This window comes from Bacillus sp. FSL R5-0712 (assembly GCF_038593285.1).
Taxonomy (GTDB): Bacteria; Bacillota; Bacilli; order Bacillales; family Bacillaceae; genus Bacillus; species Bacillus safensis.
Genome location: NZ_CP151981.1, coordinates 475,541 through 494,902, shown reverse-complemented (window position 1 = coordinate 494,902; position 19,362 = coordinate 475,541). Strand labels below are relative to the sequence as shown.

The following is a 19,362-nucleotide window of genomic DNA, read 5'->3' as shown; positions in this document are numbered from 1 at the left end:
TTTTTATTGAAATGCCTTGAGATGAATACCGGCTTCTTTTAGCTCCGCTGTAATGGTTTTCGCAAATTGAAGCGCATGGCTGCCGTCTCCGTGAATGCAGACCGTATCTGCTTTGAGCTCGATATCTTCTCCTTGAACTGTACGAACCTTGCCTTCTCGCACCATACGAACAACCTGCTGGACGGCCCGTTCATCGTCTTCAATGAGTGCATGTGGTTCACGGCGTGATGTCAGCGTCCCGTCTGTTTGATACGTCCGATCAGAAAAAACTTCATGTGCCACTTGAAGACCTATTCGTTCACCTGCTAACGCAAGTTCACTGCCTGACAGACCAAATAACACTAGGTTAGGATCCACATCATACACTGCCTTCGCAATTGATTCAGATAATTCAGTATTTTTAGCCGCCATGTTGTAGAGAGCGCCGTGTGGTTTGACATGCTGCATCGTGCCGCCTTCGGCCTTGAGAAAGGCTGATAGAGCACCAATTTGATAGATGACAAGATCATAGGCTTCCTCTGCGGAGATAGCCATTGGACGTCTGCCAAAGCCGGCCAAATCTTGCAATCCAGGATGTGCACCAATTTTGACCCCTTTATCCAGTGCCATTCTGACCGTCTTTCTCATAACGGTTGGATCTCCTGCATGAAAACCGCAAGCAACATTGGCTGAGGTGACATATTCTAAGATTTGTTCGTCTGCACCGATTGTATATTGACCAAAGCTTTCTCCCAGATCACAGTTGATATCCACTTGATACATAGAATCCCTCCTTGTTGTTCCGAAATACGGAATGTAAAGTCCGAATATTCGAATTTATATTGATTATATCAACTTTAGATAGACTGCACATGAAATTGTCAGAAAATATAACAATAGAACTAGGAGAAAACAAAAAAGCGAGAGGCAAAGTCCTCTCACTTTTTCTTGTATGAAATGCTTCCTATTTAGACAGCACCCAATGTTGGATGGCCTTTGCAACGCCGTGTTCTGTGTTAGGCGCTGTAATCCAATCCGCCACCTCTTTCACCACTTCCTGGGCATTTCCCATCGCAATGCCTAGTCCAGCTTCTTGAATCATGGCCATATCATTGAGGCTGTCGCCAAGGGACATGACGTTGTCCATCGTACAGCCAATGCGTTCTGCTACTTTTGCAAGAGCTGCCGCTTTGTTAATGCCGGCTGCATTGACTTCAATATTAGTCGGACTTGAGTTTGTGATCTCTAGGTACTTATTTGTTTTCAATGTATTGAGTACTTCCTCACGAACGTCATCATCATGAATATCAAAGCCAAATTTCAGCCATTCATGGTCATGAATTCGTTCTGGGAATTCACCTCTCCACACCTTATCCACAGTCGAAGCCCAGTAATCGGTTTCGTACCTATTTTTTAAATCCCACATCATTTGGACGTGATCAGGATGCAGCAGATCTCGTTCGATCAGCTGGAAGTTTGAATCCCAGATCTCACTTCCGTTTGCTGTCACAAGGTAAGACGATAACTTGAGCGGCTCAACCAGCTCTCGGCATGTCATCAGTGTCCGCCCTGTGCTAATGACCACATGGACCCCTTTTGCTTCAGCTTCTTTAATGGCTTGTTTATTTTCCTCTGGAATGATGTGCTCACTGTTTAACAGCGTGCCATCCATATCAATGGCAATCAATCGGATGTCTTTCTTTTGAGCTTGTGTTGACAAATTGAGTACCCCACTTTGTATCGATTTTTGAAACTATCTTTATTTTAATATAAAGATGAAGCTGGCACAAAGGGACGAGTTTAATCCCATAGAAAAAAGACCTTGTGACAGGTCTTTTCACAGGTGCTTAGCGTTCACACGCAATGCCGTCTTTATCGCGGTCAAGCCGCATATTTTTTTGATAAAGTGCTTTTGATACATATGGCTTGTACTTTGTTTTTCCGCCTTTGTTTCTCGTGTTTTTGCTTTTTGCTACGCCGCCTTTATATACCTTGTTCAGCGCTTTGCAGTTTTTGTAAGACTTGGCCGTTTTTGCATCTGCTGTGTGGGTGTCGACTTGTGTAAAAGACCTAAAGACAAGACAGACATGTACCCCCCCAACTTTTAAACTTTTATCATATTTAGCCACTTTTTGTTTTTCGATATTATTGAGCTAAATATTTTGAAATGAATTACACCTTATATTCTATATGGTACAATGAGTGGGAAACCTTTCCGTTTTTGACACGTATATGAAGAGAGGAGTTTTTCACATGAAAATGAAATATACCATTCTATATGTAAACGATGTTGAGGCGAGTATTCATTTCTATCAGCATGTCCTTGGTTTTCCTATAAAACTCAGGGTTGAATCCTATGTTGAGTTTGACACTGGAGACGTGACGTTATCGATTAATTCACGTCAGGATGTCAAAGAAGCACTCGGATTGCCTGTCCCGGAAACAAATCAAGCGTCTCAAACGTTTGAGATTGGCTTTGTTGTGCATGATGTGGATCAAACGATTGCATCAATAAAAGAAAAAGGGGTTCCGATCATCAAAGAACCTGCCAAAAAACCATGGGGTCAAACCGTCGCTTATGTGTCTGATCCTGATGGTCATTTCATTGAAATATGTGATGCGGTCTCCTAATTGTCTTTGAAGGGAGTAAACCAGAATGAGAAAAAAACATGCCTTTTTCGCTGGTGTTTGCTCAATGATTGTGATGTGCAGCGCCGCTATGATGTTACAGCACCTTGAATGGATTGGGTTTGTCAGCGGCGGGATCTCTATTATTGGATTCGTGATGTCTGGGGTGCTAATGGGTGTTTGGACAAGTGGAGAAGAGACACGAGCAGCCTATCATTCTGAAACAAAAGAGCACCGCATGTGGCGTCTTGATACGGCTTTTCTTGTGATGACTTTTGCACTTCCGCACATGGCTGCGGCGATCTTTTATATTTTTATGCAAATAATAGATTTTAATTAAGAAGAGCTAGAAATTTGGCGGTCTTCTCTTTATTGAACGCACTTGTTTTTCCTATCATTTGCATACTGAGACTCTGTATTAAAACATTGGAATTTCTACGTTGATTGTACTGTCATGATTGTCATTCTGGAGATTATATATTTTGATAGTTATGAACCCTTACTTATCTACATGGTCTTTAAGTTTTTTCTCTGAAATTAGGAATTGGAGAAAGATTTATAAATATTATAAAAAAGTAATTTGTTAGGACATTTCATGGTTGGTATAATAGAAAATTATAAATAAGTATAGGAATAGGAGGAAGCATGGACTATATTCATCATATACTTGATAATGCAGCAAGTAAATGCAAAACAAAAACTGCAATAATAACTAGAGATGAAATTATTACATACCAGCAGGTACAAGAAATAAGTTACCAATTTGGGAATTTTTTGTTGGGTAAAGGTTTAAAAAAAGGAGATAGAATACTATTAAAACTACCAAATAGTATTGATTTAATCTGCTTATTAATAGGTATCTCTCGTGTTGGTGGGATATCTGTGATTATAAATCCTGAAACCACAAAATATAATCTCGACTATATCATTAGTGATTGTAGACCCAAATTAATAATATGTGAAGAGAATAATCCCTTCAAAATATCTAATAGTTCAATAATATTTATGAACTCTATCAAAAAAGAAATCAAAAATTATGATAAACACAAATTGTTGTCTGATGAAATTGAGAAAATAGACTTGGCATTATTGATTTATACTTCTGGAAGTACTGGGAGGCCTAAAGCTGTTGTTTCCACACATTCTAATGTCAAATTTTGCACCAAAGAAATATCTGAAGTTTTAGAAATTAATGATCGTGATGTAATTGGGAATTTTTTACCCTTCTCCTTTGATTATGGCCTATACCAAATATTTTTAAGTTTTTATAATAAAGCAACTTTAGCATTGGGGGAAGTTTGTCTTGCTGGAGTCCAATTTGTAAAGTTCCTAAAAGAATGGAAAGTTACTGTTTTACCTTCTATGCCACATTTAACAGAGGGACTAATTAAGCTATTGCCTAGATATTGTAATTATATTCCTCTAAGAATTATTACTAATACTGGTGAGAGTCTGCCTTTATCATATATTTCAAAACTTGAAGAGTTGATCCCTAATTGTGAAATTTATCCTATGTATGGCCTAACTGAATGTAAAAGGGTTTCAATACTAAAGCCAGATGAAATTGCTAATAAACCAGGTTCGGTTGGAAAACCCTTACGAGGTGTCAAGTGCTATGTCGTTAATGAACAGGGAAATAAATTAAAGGCAGGAGAAATTGGTGAGTTAGTGGTAGAAGGTCCTAATGTCATGGCAGGATATTGGAACAACAACACCCTTACTAATGAGAAATTTAAAAAAAACATCCATGGAGAAATTAATAAGCTTTATACAGGAGATTCATTTAAAATAGATGGTGATGGTTATCTATATTTTATAGGAAGAAAAGGTGATTATTATAAACAAAAGGGTTTTAGAATTAGTTCAAAGGAAATTGAAGATGCAGTTTATAATTTAAATTTAGCAGAAATAGCTATATTAATCCCACCTGATGATCTGGTTAATAAATCCGTTCTTTTTTTAAAGACAGAAAAATCTTTAAGTTATGTTAAGGAAAAACTCATAGAAAGAATAGAGCCTTATAAGATGCCAGATGAAATATTAATTTTAAAAAAAATGCCTGTATCTATGAATAAAAAAATTGATAAGTCAAAACTAAAAGAAATTAGGAGTCAGATTTAGATGGTTGATTACAATTGTTTAGTTGAAAAATATGGTAGTCCATTGTACGTTTATAATTTAGCGGAATTAACTCAATCATATCAAAAATTAATAAATTCACTTCCAAATGGAAGTATAATTTATTACTCTTTAAAGGCAAATCCTAATCCTGAGATCACTAAACATTTAATCAATCTTGGATGTTTTGCTGAAGTCTCTTCTATTGGTGAACTAGACACTGTATTGGCTATTGGTGCCCCGCCAGAGCATTGCTTATATACTGGCCCAGGAAAAACTAAAAAAGAGATAGAATATGCACTTTCAAAAAATGTTAGTCATTTTTCTGTTGAATCTTTTAATGAATTGGAAATAATTAATGATTTAACGAAGAATAATAATAAATTAATAAATATTACTTTAAGAATAAATCCTTCATTTAATGTTGGTAACGCTAGTATTAAAATGACTGGTCTTCCCTCTCAATTCGGTTTTGATGAAGAATATCTTAATAGTGATATATTAAAATCTTTTAAAGATAATAGAAATTTAAAGATAAATGGTTTTCATATCTATAATGGATCTAATTTTAATAATATAGACATACTTATAGACAACTATACTAATACACTAGAAACTATATTGAACTTGAAAAATAAATTATCCATTGATATTGAGTTCATAGATTTTGGAGGGGGATTTGCAGCACCTTTTGGAAAAAATTTAGACCTACCAGATTATAAAGAATTGAAAGATAGTTTAGAGGCTTTATTAAATAAGCACTTTAAGGTTAATAGTAGACCAATTATTGCGTTTGAATCAGGTAGATACTTAACAGCGACAAGCGGTTGTTTAATAGGTACTGTACAGTCTGTGAAGGAAAGCAAGGGGAAAAAATATTGTATTTTAGACTTTGGTATTAATCATCTTGGAGGAATGTCTGGATTACGAAGAATACCTACCATAGAACTTAATATACTTAAATCAGGTTTATCGGCAGAAGATTACACAAAGATGGAAAATGTTACTATTGTTGGCCCTTTATGTACACCTTTAGATTATTTAGCAAAGAATGTTTGCATAAGTAAATTACAACCAGGCGATGTTGTATTTGTACCTAATGTAGGGGCATATGGATTAACTGCAAGCTTACTTGCTTTCCTAAGTAGAGAAATTCCAAGAGAAATAGTAATAAATAATAAAAGTGTGATAAGTTCCCACACTTTAAGTATTGTTAGAGGAGTAGAGAATAATGGATAAAATTTTTATAGAAATTATGAATACACACCTTCAAGAAGAATTAAATAATAATAATAAAAATAAAGATTTAAAAGAATTAGGATTAGACTCCTTATCCTCTATTGAATTATTATTAGAAATTGAAGCAGCTTATGAAATAACCTTTCCTGATGAATTATTAACTGAAGACACATTTTCAAGTAGTCATAACTTATGGAGTATAGTAAGAAAGTTAAAAGGAAAGGCGGGATCAAAAAGGTGAAAATTAACGAAAAAGAATATTTGATAGATAAAGCATGGAAGATAAGAGATTTATTGGTTGGTGAATCTGAAGAAATAGATTTGTATAATAAATTCCCTGTCAAAGGATTGGACTTTCTAAAAGAAAATAAATTCATGAGCTTATTAATCCCTAAAGAATATAATGGGGATGAGTTTAGTATAAAAGAAATATCTGAGGTAGCTCAAATTCTAGGTAGCGGTTGTTTATCAACTTCAATGATATGGGGAATGCACTGCCAACAGGTAATGACATTAGTTAAATATACAGATAATGAATCGAAAAAAGCGATACTTAATGAAATAGTTAAAGAACAGTTATACATAGCCTCAGTAACCTCTGAATATGGAAAGGGTGGACATTTATTAACGTCTCATTCTCCTTTAAATTGGATTTCAAAAGATGAATTTTATATGAATAGAGACGCACCTACGGTTACTGGTGGTGCCTATGCAGATGCTTATTTAATTACTTCAAAAGCATATGAAGATGGTTTAGATTCTGAGGTTTCTTTAATTTATGCACTTCGTACGGCATTAAAAATCAGCCAAGTTAGTAATTGGAATGCAATGGGGATGAAAGGAACCCAAAGTACCGCAATACATATTGGTGGTTTATTAAAAGATAAAAATATAGTAACAACAGTTAAATTCGAAGAAGTTGCTCAATACACATTAATTCCAATGGCTCATATTATGTGGGTATCAAGCTGGTTAGGTGCTGCAAAAAATAGTTTTAAACAGTTAATAAAGGCATTTAGAAAAAATAAATCGATGAAGAAATATAATTCTGATATTATGATTTATCGGTTATCAGAAATCCGTTTATTGTTAGATACAGTTGATATATATCTAAATCATGTAGTAGATGTTTATGAAAAAAATCACAATAATAAACAACTAGATATATTATGTTCAAGGACTTTTAATATTCACTTAAATAATTTAAAAATTATAGGGTCAGAAAACCTTTTTAAAGCGGTGGATAATTTAATTGAAGTAGCAGGTTTATATCATGGCTATCTAAAAAATTCAGAGACTACATTAGAACGTACTTTCAGGGATTTAAGGGCAGCCTCTTTAATGTATCATAATGATCGTTTAAAGATTGCAAATGGAAAGATGTCGTTATTTGATTCGAACCTACTGCCCCATAGATTAAGCTAGACAATTACTAAATTAAGTGCTTTATTCACTTTTATAAAAGAAAATTAAATATAACCTAAAACATGAAAGGCTGCAAAGCTTAATTAAAAAATGCTTTGCAGCTCTGCTATTTTACACCTTAATATTTTTAAAAAAGCAATTCCTTTTTATTTTCGCATATGTTCAAGTGAATTATTCCAATTCCTTAAATAAATCCCTAAACTTGTTTTGATTTTTATATTAGCTGCTGTATTTAATGCCTCCCTACAATTAGGAACAGCAACTCCTAAACCACATTTTTCTACCAAAGTTATATCATTTTCTGCATCTCCAAAGGCAATTACACTATTTAGATTAATTCCAATAGGTTGAATTATTTTTTTTAAGCCCTCAGCTTTGCAAGAATTAGCTGGATATAATTTGATTCCGTTAAGATATCGGATGTTATAACCCCTTAAATCATCGTTTTGAAATAAAATTTCTTCTATGCTAATTTTATTAGCTTCATAGAATAAATATATTTCTGTAACTTTATTAAGTTCGCTTAGTTCTTTAATATCTAAGATCTTTATAACATTTCTCGGAATTCTATAAATTAATTTGTATTTCATTAGAGCTCTTTTAGAATTTGAATAAAGTAAGCCATTAGATTCAATTACAAATGATGCATTAGCACAATAACTGTGCACTATAGATTTAACTGTAACACTAGGTATGGGATTTAAAATCTGTATTTCATCTTTAAAATAATTATAAATTACATTCCCATCATTAAGGACGAGATTACTATTAAATAAGTTGAAGAAATTTTGAGAAATCCTTAAATTTTTAATCGATTGAGCATTTCTCCCTGTAGCTATAAATAAACTTACACCGTTTAATTTAAGTAAAGTTAGCCCTTCCAAAACTCCTTCAAATAAATTTTCATCTTTGTCAAGTAGTGTACCATCTATATCAAAAACAGCTGTTTCATACTTATAATTCTCATTCATAGGCACTCTCTCTTTTAAAAGATTTTAAGGGGTAACAAATAATAGGCAACTTAAAACTTTCCTCTCTATCAACTTTTAGGGTTAATTAGTTCTTTATTCACCTTATAGATATCGAACATTCTTTCTATTAAATTTTCATTATCATAAACGAAAGCAAGACTATCACTGTCATAGTGATAAACATTATTTAAAATTGTATCTTCTTTTACAATTAAGTTGTTTAAAATCCTATCAAAAGAGGTGGTATCAAAAATTTTTTGAATATATTTAAGCGCAAAAAATATTTGGTTTTCAAAATTGTATTTCTTTGAAAATTCAAGTACCCAGTTCCAGTCTATTTCTTTTTTAGCAAGTAAATAGTAGATATCAGCTAACTTATATAAGAGCAAATCTTTATGCATCTTAACATCTCTGTAACAAATGGCTTCTTTATAAAAATGTTCTGCTAGAAAAATTAGTAAACTTTCCTTATTCAGCATAAATATCTTCTGATTATTAATTTCAAATTCAATTTTTCTCCTAAATAACTCATCAATAATATTAATGTTGTGATTTTTAGTCATTAAATTTACAGAAAAATGAAGATCAATTATGTGTTGAGTCAGGAATTGCTCGCTATCCACAACATTTTTTACAAGTGGAACTATCTCGTGTGAACTAAGTTTTCTTACCAATATTTCTTTACGATTAGGCTTTATTATTTTAGAGTGATGTTTAGATTCTCCTTGTTCATATCCAAGTGATAATATTAAGCTTTTAGCTCGTTCAGTATCATCGGGATGAACCAAAATATCGTTATCATTAAAGTCACGAAGCCCTAAATCTTCATAAACATATTCAGATAAACTGATACCTTTTAATAGAACATATTCTATCTTATTCTCCGTAAGCGATTGACAGATCACAGAAGTATATTTAAACTGTTCGTCGGCCCTACATTTTTGTATGGAATAAGCATTCTTAAGATATTTGTATAATCTCGGGAAAGCACATCGGTTACTATCATCGTTAAAAAAGTATTGTTTTAAATTTAACCAAGCTATTCCAGCGACACGATGCACTTCCAACATACCAATAATTTTATCCCACTCTAGGTTTTTATGAAGTAAATCCACTAAATGTTCTTTTTCGTATAAGTTTAGATCTTTTTTTGTTAATAATATAATCAGTTTATATTCATTTCTTAAATCCTTATTATTCATATATATATCTCCTTTATTTTTACATACTAAATCTCTTTTTGTTAATATTACATTTTTATTATTTAATCATAACAAGAAATAAAATTAAAACCTAACATTTGAGCAATCTATATATTGATGCTGTTTAGATAACGGCAGCTATAAATATCCTCGTTGGGATATCTAAACCATAGAAATTTCCACTGTTTTCACTTAGATGGTTGGGCCTTTAGCGATTTAGACTGCAGTGATTAAATATATACCACGATAAGCCAATGGGATAGTATTATCGGTTGCATATAGATTCACTCCTGAATATAAATATCTTATTCCATTAGAAGACTGTTATACTGCACCTTTCAGGTGGTAGTGAAACTTGTCAAATGCTCATAACTCCCTGATAAACTACCATACTGAACTTATGATAGTAACTATAATTTAAAAAAGGAACAGATGAAGACCCTTAGTAAACATTATTTAGAAGATGAAAGACAAAGTCAAGGGTAGAACATCTCCCTTTATATCAAAAACAGGTGACTTACTTTCTACTCTCATTTTCTCCGCTGAATTAAATCCCCAGATTGTATGTATTACAATTAGAGAAGTGAATGTCTCATTTTAATTCCATTGTTTTAATAACTAGTTCCAAACTTCATTCATATTGTAGGAATATTTAAACTTGTTAAGGAAGCACAATACACACTTTTGTATATTTTAACAGCAATTTCAAAAATTTGATTGAAAACGGCATGGTTATCTGTATAATTAGTTGTGTATTTAGAAGATTGCATATCATCCACTCATTTCTTGGTCATTTTGAGTTTAATATAAGCAACTTGTTTACTTTTTCAGTATATATCCATAAGTAAGGATTAGAAAAAATAGATTTAAGGAGTATAATAATAATGCCAATAGATTCTCAAGTTCAACAACTGTTAAATGAAATCAACAAATTAATGCATGACTTAAATCATCCACCCTTAAGCCAAACGTCTCCAGAGGATGCTCGGTATTATTCAAAACAAGGAAGAACTTTGTTTTCAAAAGTTAAAATTACAGATGTAAAAAAGGAAGATATCCTGATTCCAAGTTCTAATTTTGAAATACTAACCAGAATTTACTCTCCTAACGGAACAGGCCCTTTTCCTGTCCTTATCTACTTACATGGAGGAGGATGGATAATGGGAAGTATAGATGGTGATGACGACGTTTGCTCGTATATTAGTAAGCTATGTGAATGCGTGGTTGTCTCAGTAAATTATAGGCTATCCCCAGAACATAAATATCCAGTACCTCTAGATGATACAATGGCAACAATAAATTGGGTAAAATCAAATATAGCGTTTTTAAATGGAAATATAGAGCGAATTGCAATTGGTGGCGAAAGTGCTGGGGGTAATTTGGCGGCGGCGGCGACAATAAAAGCTAAGGATTTAGGATGGCCTCCCTTATTTTGTCAACTGTTAATATGTCCTGTGACACACCATTCGTTTGATACAGATTCATATAAAAATTATAAATATAATTTAAGCGAAGAAGCAATGATTAGATTCTGGGATTGGTATCTAAAGAGTCCAAATCAAGGTCTTGAACCTTATGCGTCTCCATTGTTAAATAAGGATTTTAGTAGTTTACCAAAAGCCCTAATAGTTACAGCTGAGTTTGATCCTTTAAGAGACGAGGGTGAAGCTTATGCTACATTACTCGAACAAGCAGGGGTCCCAGTAGAAAAAGTTCGCTATACACAATTAGTTCACAGCTTTATTCATATGACAGAAAGAAGTGAGTTAGCAAAGAAAGCTTTATACGATATATTATCAAGATTTAAGAGAATCCTTCACGGATCTTCAGTACACTTAAATATAGATTGAATTCATAATTTCTACACCATAACTTTATAAGTGTCGAACTTAAATTATAGGTTTCTTTTTTTATTTATTAACTATTTTTCACTTTAATTAGTAGATTATATAATAACAATTATAACTATGAAAAAGTCTTTGAAAAATAAATCAATATTTTTTCATAGTCATGCAAAAAAGTAGAATCAAATGTAAGATCTTATCCCAGAAGATTACTTAAAGTGCAGAAGGTATTTATATAACAGATATGAATGATAAACAATATATAGATTGTTTATCAAGAGCAGGGACATTGGCTCTAGGTCACATTGTTGTGCGTGAAGCAATACAAAACGACCTGCAATCATATATGAATTTACATACACTAGATATAACAATACCAATTAAAGAAGCATTTGTGGATGAATTATTTGCTTCTTTACCAAAATCGTTTTCTAAAAAAGCGAAAGTTCATTTTTAGAATAGATCTATTCTTTCCTTCCATGGAGGTACCAAGTTCAAAAAATGGTACGTTAAGTATCAGCAAGGACACTTATTCCTAAAAAATATCCATGGGCATGTATTGGGTTCACATTTTCTCTCTTATCCTTAAGAGTATGGTTTTCCATTTCGTTTAGACAAAGATGAACAGCAAATTGGTACTACATATATTGAGAACTTTCTCTACAGAATTAGCTTTGATACGATTAATGATATTTACGATTTATTGTACGAACGAACAGTAACCAATGAAGAACAGCATGTTCATTTGCAGGCATTAACTGAAAACTCGTATTGATTGAGCAACATGAGAATCGTTACCTTCTTTCTCGCTATCAGTCTGAGCAAGAACAATATAAGAATATTGAAATTATTATTGTAATTTTGGCAACAGACTATCATCCATATGTACCGGTCTCTCATGAATTTTCATAAAACCCATTCCTAAATTCATTTCTACATCACCGAAAAAAGCAGATAGCTCTCTTTTCGCAAAAATGATTCAAGTTAATGTACGAAAAAATTATTAAACAAATATTTGAATCGGCAGACAAAAAAGGAATAGTTTATTGCTATCAAGCTAAGCCCCGTTTTTTGGTAGTTTTTATGTATTACCCGAAAACATTGAAGGTGTGACATCGAGATTCCAAATTCAATGTCCTTATTATAAACATACATGCAGAAGGGAACATGCTGGTTTGACAGCAGGACTTTTGATCGTCCACATCAAATGAATGTGGTAAAATTTCTAAAGTACTTCGTGATGAAGCATTTAATGAAAAAATAACCATAATAAAGATATTTAAAAAAGAGGTATTTTTATAGCCAAATACCTCTTTTCTTAAGGGAATGCTTTTTAATTAACACCTATTTTAACTATTTTTGGATCATCAAACTCTTTAAAAGCGTTTCTGGTATCTACTATTAACTTACTATAATTAAACAAAATATTATTATCATATGCCTTATGATTAGTAATTAAAATTATACAATCATATTCTGCTAACCTTGAATATTCTAATTTAACTGAAACAATTTTTTCTCCGTATTTATCTGTAAATGAGTGCGCATGTGGATCATTATATTCAACATTAGCCCCACCATTTCTTAATAACTCATAAATTTCTAAACCTGGCGATTCACGTAAATCATCAATATCCGGTTTATACGCCATCCCTAATAACAATACTCTTGAACCCATTATAGGTTTTTGATGGGTGTTTAAAGCATAACTCACTTTGTTATAAACATATTCTGGCATATGTTTATTAATTTCTTGTGCAGCTTCAATGAATCTACTAAAGAAATTAGAGCTTTTTGCCTTCCAAGCCAAAAACATGGGATCTAGGGGAATACAATGTCCACCAATTCCTGGACCAGGAGTGAATTTCATAAATCCAAATGGCTTTGTATTCGCTGCATCAATTGTTTCCCAAATATCAATCCCTAATTTGTCAGATAACATAGCCATCTCATTAATGAAAGCTATATTAATACTTCGAAATGTATTTTCAAGAAGTTTACTCATTTCCGCAACTTTTGGGGAAGAAACAGGAACTATAGTATCAATAAAACTACTGTATAACTCCACTCCTAATTTTGTACATTTTCTAGTAGTTCCACCTAATACTTTAGGTGTATTCCTTGTATTATAGCATGTATTTCCCGGGTCTATACGTTCAGGAGAAAAGCATAGGAAATAATCTTCTCCCACTATATAGCCTTGATTATTTAATTCTTGTTCAATTAGTTCTTCAGTAGTTCCAGGATATGTAGTGCTTTCTAATGTAATTAGTAAACCTTTATGCATATACTTCTTAAGTTCATTCATAACAGCAATAATATAACTTATATCAGGATCTTGAGACTTAGTTAAAGGAGTAGGTACACAAATGCTCACTGCGTCTAAATCTTTAATGATTTCAAAATTACTAGTAGGAGTAAATTTGAAATATTTGGTAATATATTTAATTTCTTCATTACTAATGTCCATTATATAAGAATCACCATTTAAAAGTTGATCAATCTTTTTATTATCTAGGTCAATCCCATATACAATGTAATCAGATTTTGATAACTCCACAGCTAATGGTAGTCCAACATAACCTAACCCAATAACCCCTACTCTAGCATTGCGATTTTTTATTTTTTCTCTTAATTGGTTATAATAATTATTCATATTTAATTCTAAATATCTCCTGTTTATAGTGATTGGATTGGCACTACAAAATCTAAGTTCTATACAAATTAGCTATAATAACCGGTATCGTAGTAGTTAATTGGATTGCTTCATCTATAGTTAGTTTAGATTTTAAATCACTTGTATGAATTTCTTTAGAAAGCATTCCAATTAATTCATATGCATATGAAGGTAATTTTCTATGTTTAAAAAAATATTGAGTTGATTTACACTAGGTATGTAACATACCACCATAACAAACATACAATTTCTTTAGAAAATCTCATTGCTAAATCATTGAAATAATATCCTCTTTGTAATTAATCCGTCTCTTCACCATTAATTACTTAATTGTCTTAGTAGCCACAACGTTTTAAAAACTCTTGAAGCATTTCTTTTTCATCCTTTATTAAATATTCTTGAGTCTTTAAAAAACGAAAATAGAAGCCGAATTTTCTTGGAGTAGAAAAACCGGCTCATTTAAGTCAAAAAGGGCAATATTAAGTGGGCTCTTTAATGAGAAAACATCTAAAAATAATTAAAGAAATTTTTAAATTAGGGAAACTATTTTATTTAAAGTGTCAAAATGCGTAGAAATAAATTTCATTCTTATTAACCTTTTTGTCTGAAATGGGACATTGTCTGTTTCATAAACAGAATAGTCTTTTAACAATACTGAGAAATAAAAAGAAATCATCCACCTTTTCTCTTTAATAGAAAATTGCTGGCGTTTGTTATATGATCTTAAATATATTAATAAGTTTTGAAAAATATTCTCTTTAGTATCTTGCCCAATATTGATTGATTCGAAAAAAAAGCGCAGCACTTCATATATTCTTGGGAAAGAGGAAGCTTGGTCATAATCAATAATAAATAATTTATTTTCATTTTGGATTATATTATTGAGATGCATGTCACCATGAATAACACCCTCTGTAAATAATATATTTTGAACAGCGACAATTTTTTCTTTATTTAACATGAATATTTTTTTATACTCATTAGTATAAAAGTTCTCTTTGAGGTTATTTAAACCTTTAACAGCCATAGGAAAATCAATGTTTTTGATTTTATTAATCAATCTATCTTTTGAATAATTTTTAACTTTTCTATGAAAATCACCTAAAAAATCACCTAAAGTAATATACTCCTTTGTATTAAGCATAGATATTTCTTTTATATTTCCCTCTATAAACTTATATATTATTTGACATGTACCTTCATTATTATAGTTTAAGGTAGCAAAGTTACAAAATCCTTTTTCAGCACAATAATTAGTAAAATCCAGTATTTTTTGTACTGTTTCAACAGTGCTCTTTTTATAAGTTTTAATTACTTTATTACCTTTTTTCTCCAATGAATTACCTGAATAACCCTGATTCATTTTGTTTCGTATTCATAAACATCTAATGCTTCATTAATACTTTTCGAGATATCGTCACTTTCTGTTATTACATCTAAAAGGTTATTAGCTCTAGTTTTGAAAGGATCACACATCCTAGGACATAATTCTTTTATGTCAAAATCTTTATTAGCATTTTCCCAAATTGTTTCAAAATCATATTTTAAGACATTGTCATATCTAACACCATCTATAGGTGGGTGATAATTACATGCGTAGACATTGCCATCAGAACTTACGTTTGAAACTAGTTTATTTATTGTACATTTATTAAAAGTTCTAATTTTATCATTCTCTTCTAATTTATGTATTGTTACTAATTTAAAGTAGCCATCTTCAAAATCTTCTCGAATACGTTCAAAATCTCTCTTAATTTCTTTAATCATTTCATCGTCTACATTTAATCTTGAAGCAATATCTGTCTTAATTCTAAAATTGTGTACTCCAATTGACTTTAATATTCCCGCTAAATCATACATTTCTTTGTAGTTGTATGCATTAACAATGAACCCTATATTAACATCTAGGTTGGAATTATATTTCTCTCTGTTATCTATTAACATTTTTAAATTGTTTAGTATTGTTTCAAAATTCTTAGTTTTTTTATCCTCAGTTTTTAAGAAATCATATGTAGAGCCATTACCTGCGTCTAAACTAACTAGTATATAATTCATCTTAAGTATAGTTTCCATATTATTTTTATTAATTAAAAGACCATTGGAAAACATACCTACTTTTATATCGTTTGTAGCTAAATATTCAATTGTTGGGATTAAAGCTTTTGCAGCCATCATGGGTTCTCCTGTTATTCCAGAAAAGCTTACTTTTTCAACGCCAAATGTTTCTTTCTTTCCATCAATAACATATTCTTTTTTATAATTAACAATAGACTTTGCTAAATTCATTAAGTTCTCTGGTACAGTTAAGGCATTTTGTACGTTTGTTGTTTCTTCATTATCAACATTTTGTCCTATGCACCATTTGCAAGATAAATTACACGTTGCTGTAGGATGAATTAACACTTCATAAGGTGGTAAAACTTCTCCTTGAAGTATTAATTCTAACCTTTTACGATGCTCCATTAATATTTTCATCTCATTAAATTCATGGGGAATATCATTTCTAATCATTTGTTTTAATTTAGTCATTATATAATTCCTCCAATCTCATTTTTAACTCCCATAATGCAGTTTTATTACTATCAAAATTTAATAACTTAATAGCTTCATCATAGGCTACCCACTTAAATTCACTGTGTTCATCACTTAATCTAATTTCTTCATTCAATAATTTTACTGCAAATGTATATTCAGGTACAACATATAAACCATTCCATTTATCATTATCCTTAAAATATTTTTTAGGGACACTGCAGCAAGTATCTAAATGCATTAATTTATTGTCCAAAAGATTGATCCCTGTTTCCTCCTGAACTTCTCTGAGTGCACTTTCAGCTAAGCTTTCTCCATACTCGGCTCCTCCGGATACAAATTGCCAACAATTCATATCCTCCCTTTTTAGTATACAAAACTTAAAACTCCCTTGATCTATGATAAAAGGAATAACAAGAACCTGTTTGGGCTGCCTATACATACAACTTACCCACCTTTATAAGAGAATCTGTAATATAAATTTCCTGCTCTTCTGTAAGATTAGGATGTATAATCACGCAAAAAAGTCTATCTGCTATCCCTTCGGAATTTTCCAAACCATCAAAGCTTGCATTTTGTTTAATAAAATTATTTGTTTTATATGTAACATTATTAGCTATGCAACTTCCTACTCCATATTTTTTAAATAGTACGTTCATAATATTATCCCTATCATCTTTACTCATGTAATTTGGGAGTATTATAGAATACAAATAGTACGTATTAAAATATTTACTATTATTTAAAGGCAAAGTCCAGTCGGGAAATTCTTTTGATAAAATTTCAGTTCTTTTTATAGCTAAATTTCTTCTTAAACAATTATTAAAATCAAGCTTTTTCAACTGTTCTATTCCAATAGCAGCTTGAATATTGGTCATTTTATAATTACTCCCCCATATTTTCCCCATACCAAAACTTCTGTACGATTTAATTTTTTCTGCTAAAATTAAATCGTTAGTTGTAACCATTCCTCCCTCCCCAAGGGTATTCATTTGTTTTTTTCTTTGAAAACTAAAGAACGTAGCCCACGATAAATTCCCTGTTTTTATACCATTTACTGCACTTCCACAAGATCGCGCAGAATCACTAATTAATTTTATTTGTTTACCTGTTTTCAAAGAATAATCATTTAATACTTTCAGTATCTCATTCTCATCACAACCTAGCCCATTCATATGAGTTATAACAACAGCTTTAGTTCTCGGTGATAATCTTCTTTTTAAACTATCTATGCAGATATTTAAATTAATAGTTGAGTCGCATAGAATTAATCTTGCTCCCGTATTGATTATTGCAGAATGTGTTCCATGAAAATTGATTGCTGGTGAAATTATTTCGTCAGTGGATTTACAATTCAAAGCTTTTAATATCAAGTCTAAGCCTGTACCACCTCCATTTATGGCAATTGCATAATTACACCCTATATATTTTGAAAAAGCGCTTTCAAATTCTGAAATTTTATCTTTGTAATCATGCAGATTCCATGAATAAAATTTTTCTAACTCCTCCAAAACAGCTTCTTTTTCTTCGTTTCCATATATTGATCCTGGTGAGGGTTCTCCTATATTTAATTGCTTGTCAACAATCATGGTTTAATAATTTCCCTTCTATAAAATCCCGAAATTCACTCTCTAATGATTCGTTATAACCTAACATGTATATTGGTACACTTTCTTGAACTTTCAAATTATTACTATTTGTTCCTAATAGTAGCTTTTTTTCCAAAAATAAATATTCGCTACAAATAGTATCAAGAATTTGAGAATTAAGGAATTGATCTCTTTGTTTTCCTTTTAGCTCATTGATCGATATTTTTTTTAATTTTCTATTATAACATGGATTTATAATCACATCAACTTTTGACTCAAATTTAAAGTTAACATTTAAGAGTTGTGATATTTCTTTAATACTTAAATACAATTTAATATCACACTTATCAATTTCCTCGTCCATTGCTTTTTCCTTCTGGGAAAGAGGATCAAACTTAGAAAAGAATTCTTGATTATCTGTTCTATTATTAGTTAATCTAACACTATTAAATTTTTTTAATATTGTTCCCACACGAAACCCCGCTGCTATAGGAAAGCTAATAACATTCATTCTACCATCTGCATTTCCTTTAATCGCTAGTTTGTCATTAGATACGAAAATACCTGTAAACATTTGAAGTAAGTTAATTAACGTAGTCGATTTTCCAGCAAACTTATCGCCAGTAACTGCGATACCTTTACCATTAATTTCAGCAAAAGCTGCATGAAAGAATGTATATCCATCATTTTTAGCAAAAATTTGTATTAGTGTCCTGATAATTCTCATAACAAAATAATCAATAGTATTATTTATATTATGAGAAAGATAATCACTTGAAACTATGTTTATAACCTTTTGTCTTTTTCTTATAGATACGTAAAACACTTGATTTTCTACTGTTACTTTATGGTACTCTTTAATATTTTCAGTTAAATAATCATATATAGTTTGATTATCATCATAAGTAATTATCCATTTATTTTTTAATTTTACTTGCTCTACATCCCTTATTATTTTTTCATTTGAAAAATAATCCTCAATCCAATCAACTAATGTGGGATATTTAGTTTGAAAGAGGACTTCCCAATAGAGATAAGTAATATTATAAGTATTCATTAATGTCTATCTCCCTCTGATATCGTTTATTATGAATAACATATTTACTTATTATAACCTTATAATACCAATATTCAATACGATTCTTAAAAAATATTTGA

18 protein-coding genes and 2 pseudogenes are annotated in these 19,362 nt (G+C 31.3%); 8 read left to right on the top strand and 12 right to left on the bottom strand.

Annotation, left to right across the window (positions count from 1 at the left end):
* Positions 1-3: 3 nt before the first annotated feature.
* From NSU11_RS02345 to NSU11_RS02335, 3 genes and pseudogenes are all read right to left on the bottom strand, one after another.
* Positions 4-762: a 5-oxoprolinase subunit PxpA gene (locus tag NSU11_RS02345; RefSeq protein ID WP_311165047.1), complete on the bottom strand. Its 759-nt coding sequence runs from the start codon at positions 760-762 to the stop codon at positions 4-6.
* Between the two features lie 181 nt (positions 763-943).
* Positions 944-1,699: a Cof-type HAD-IIB family hydrolase gene (locus NSU11_RS02340; protein ID WP_311165046.1), complete on the bottom strand. Its 756-nt coding sequence runs from the start codon at positions 1,697-1,699 to the stop codon at positions 944-946.
* A 127-nt stretch (positions 1,700-1,826) separates the two neighbouring features.
* Positions 1,827-2,027, bottom strand: a pseudogene (locus tag NSU11_RS02335) (excalibur calcium-binding domain-containing protein); the annotation flags it as partial.
* A 205-nt stretch (positions 2,028-2,232) separates the two neighbouring features.
* Between NSU11_RS02335 and NSU11_RS02330 the strand changes: the two are divergent.
* The 6 genes from NSU11_RS02330 (at position 2,233) to NSU11_RS02305 (ending at position 7,389) form a co-directional block, all read left to right on the top strand.
* A complete protein-coding gene (locus NSU11_RS02330) occupies positions 2,233-2,610 on the top strand; it encodes a VOC family protein (protein ID WP_206534089.1) in 378 nt (125 codons plus the stop codon).
* A 25-nt stretch (positions 2,611-2,635) separates the two neighbouring features.
* Positions 2,636-2,947 carry a DUF5316 family protein gene (locus tag NSU11_RS02325; protein ID WP_311165045.1) on the top strand — a complete coding sequence of 104 codons (312 nt, stop codon included), beginning with the start codon at positions 2,636-2,638 and terminating at the stop codon, positions 2,945-2,947.
* A gap of 305 nt (positions 2,948-3,252) precedes the next feature.
* Entirely contained in the window at positions 3,253-4,728 is a 1,476-nt protein-coding gene (locus NSU11_RS02320) for a class I adenylate-forming enzyme family protein (protein ID WP_311165044.1), read from the top strand.
* Positions 4,729-5,964 (top strand): decarboxylase, encoded by a 1,236-nt coding sequence (locus NSU11_RS02315; protein WP_311165043.1) that lies wholly within the window; start codon positions 4,729-4,731, stop codon positions 5,962-5,964.
* Positions 5,957-6,205 carry a phosphopantetheine-binding protein gene (locus NSU11_RS02310; RefSeq protein ID WP_311165042.1) on the top strand — a complete coding sequence of 83 codons (249 nt, stop codon included), beginning with the start codon at positions 5,957-5,959 and terminating at the stop codon, positions 6,203-6,205. The genes NSU11_RS02315 and NSU11_RS02310 overlap by 8 nt, the downstream gene beginning before the upstream one ends.
* Positions 6,202-7,389 carry an acyl-CoA dehydrogenase family protein gene (locus NSU11_RS02305; RefSeq protein WP_311165041.1) on the top strand — a complete coding sequence of 396 codons (1,188 nt, stop codon included), beginning with the start codon at positions 6,202-6,204 and terminating at the stop codon, positions 7,387-7,389. The genes NSU11_RS02310 and NSU11_RS02305 overlap by 4 nt, the downstream gene beginning before the upstream one ends.
* Before the next feature lie 146 nt (positions 7,390-7,535).
* On the opposite strand, the gene NSU11_RS02300 is transcribed toward NSU11_RS02305, so the two are convergent.
* The 3 genes and pseudogenes from NSU11_RS02300 to NSU11_RS02290 form a co-directional block, all read right to left on the bottom strand.
* Positions 7,536-8,360, bottom strand: coding sequence for an HAD-IIB family hydrolase (locus tag NSU11_RS02300; RefSeq protein ID WP_311165040.1), 825 nt, complete (start codon positions 8,358-8,360; stop codon positions 7,536-7,538).
* A gap of 68 nt (positions 8,361-8,428) precedes the next feature.
* Entirely contained in the window at positions 8,429-9,562 is a 1,134-nt protein-coding gene (locus NSU11_RS02295; RefSeq protein ID WP_311165039.1) for a nucleotidyltransferase family protein, read from the bottom strand.
* Positions 9,563-10,245: 683 nt separating this feature from the next.
* A pseudogene (locus tag NSU11_RS02290) lies at positions 10,246-10,332 on the bottom strand (IS982 family transposase); the annotation flags it as partial.
* Between the two features lie 114 nt (positions 10,333-10,446).
* Between NSU11_RS02290 and NSU11_RS02285 the strand changes: the two are divergent.
* Positions 10,447-11,412, top strand: a complete 966-nt coding sequence (locus tag NSU11_RS02285) for an alpha/beta hydrolase (RefSeq protein ID WP_311165038.1) — start codon at positions 10,447-10,449, stop codon at positions 11,410-11,412.
* A 238-nt stretch (positions 11,413-11,650) separates the two neighbouring features.
* Positions 11,651-11,863, top strand: coding sequence for a hypothetical protein (locus NSU11_RS02280; RefSeq protein ID WP_073980008.1), 213 nt, complete (start codon positions 11,651-11,653; stop codon positions 11,861-11,863).
* 876 nt (positions 11,864-12,739) lie between these two features.
* On the opposite strand, the gene NSU11_RS02275 is transcribed toward NSU11_RS02280, so the two are convergent.
* From NSU11_RS02275 to NSU11_RS02250, 6 genes are all read right to left on the bottom strand, one after another.
* Entirely contained in the window at positions 12,740-14,062 is a 1,323-nt protein-coding gene (locus NSU11_RS02275) for a nucleotide sugar dehydrogenase (protein WP_311165037.1), read from the bottom strand.
* 550 nt (positions 14,063-14,612) lie between these two features.
* A complete protein-coding gene (locus NSU11_RS02270; protein ID WP_311165036.1) occupies positions 14,613-15,446 on the bottom strand; it encodes an RIO1 family regulatory kinase/ATPase in 834 nt (277 codons plus the stop codon).
* Positions 15,443-16,612: a radical SAM protein gene (locus NSU11_RS02265; protein ID WP_258954561.1), complete on the bottom strand. Its 1,170-nt coding sequence runs from the start codon at positions 16,610-16,612 to the stop codon at positions 15,443-15,445. Before NSU11_RS02265 ends, NSU11_RS02270 begins: the two co-directional genes overlap by 4 nt.
* The gene (locus NSU11_RS02260; protein ID WP_073979310.1) at positions 16,605-17,057 is read right to left on the bottom strand and encodes an NUDIX pyrophosphatase; all 453 of its coding nucleotides are present in this window, start codon (positions 17,055-17,057) and stop codon (positions 16,605-16,607) included. The genes NSU11_RS02265 and NSU11_RS02260 overlap by 8 nt, the downstream gene beginning before the upstream one ends.
* Positions 17,050-18,204: a DegT/DnrJ/EryC1/StrS family aminotransferase gene (locus tag NSU11_RS02255; protein ID WP_258954560.1), complete on the bottom strand. Its 1,155-nt coding sequence runs from the start codon at positions 18,202-18,204 to the stop codon at positions 17,050-17,052. The genes NSU11_RS02260 and NSU11_RS02255 overlap by 8 nt, the downstream gene beginning before the upstream one ends.
* Positions 18,194-19,261 (bottom strand): hypothetical protein, encoded by a 1,068-nt coding sequence (locus tag NSU11_RS02250; protein ID WP_341080487.1) that lies wholly within the window; start codon positions 19,259-19,261, stop codon positions 18,194-18,196. The genes NSU11_RS02255 and NSU11_RS02250 overlap by 11 nt, the downstream gene beginning before the upstream one ends.
* Positions 19,262-19,362: the final 101 nt, after the last annotated feature.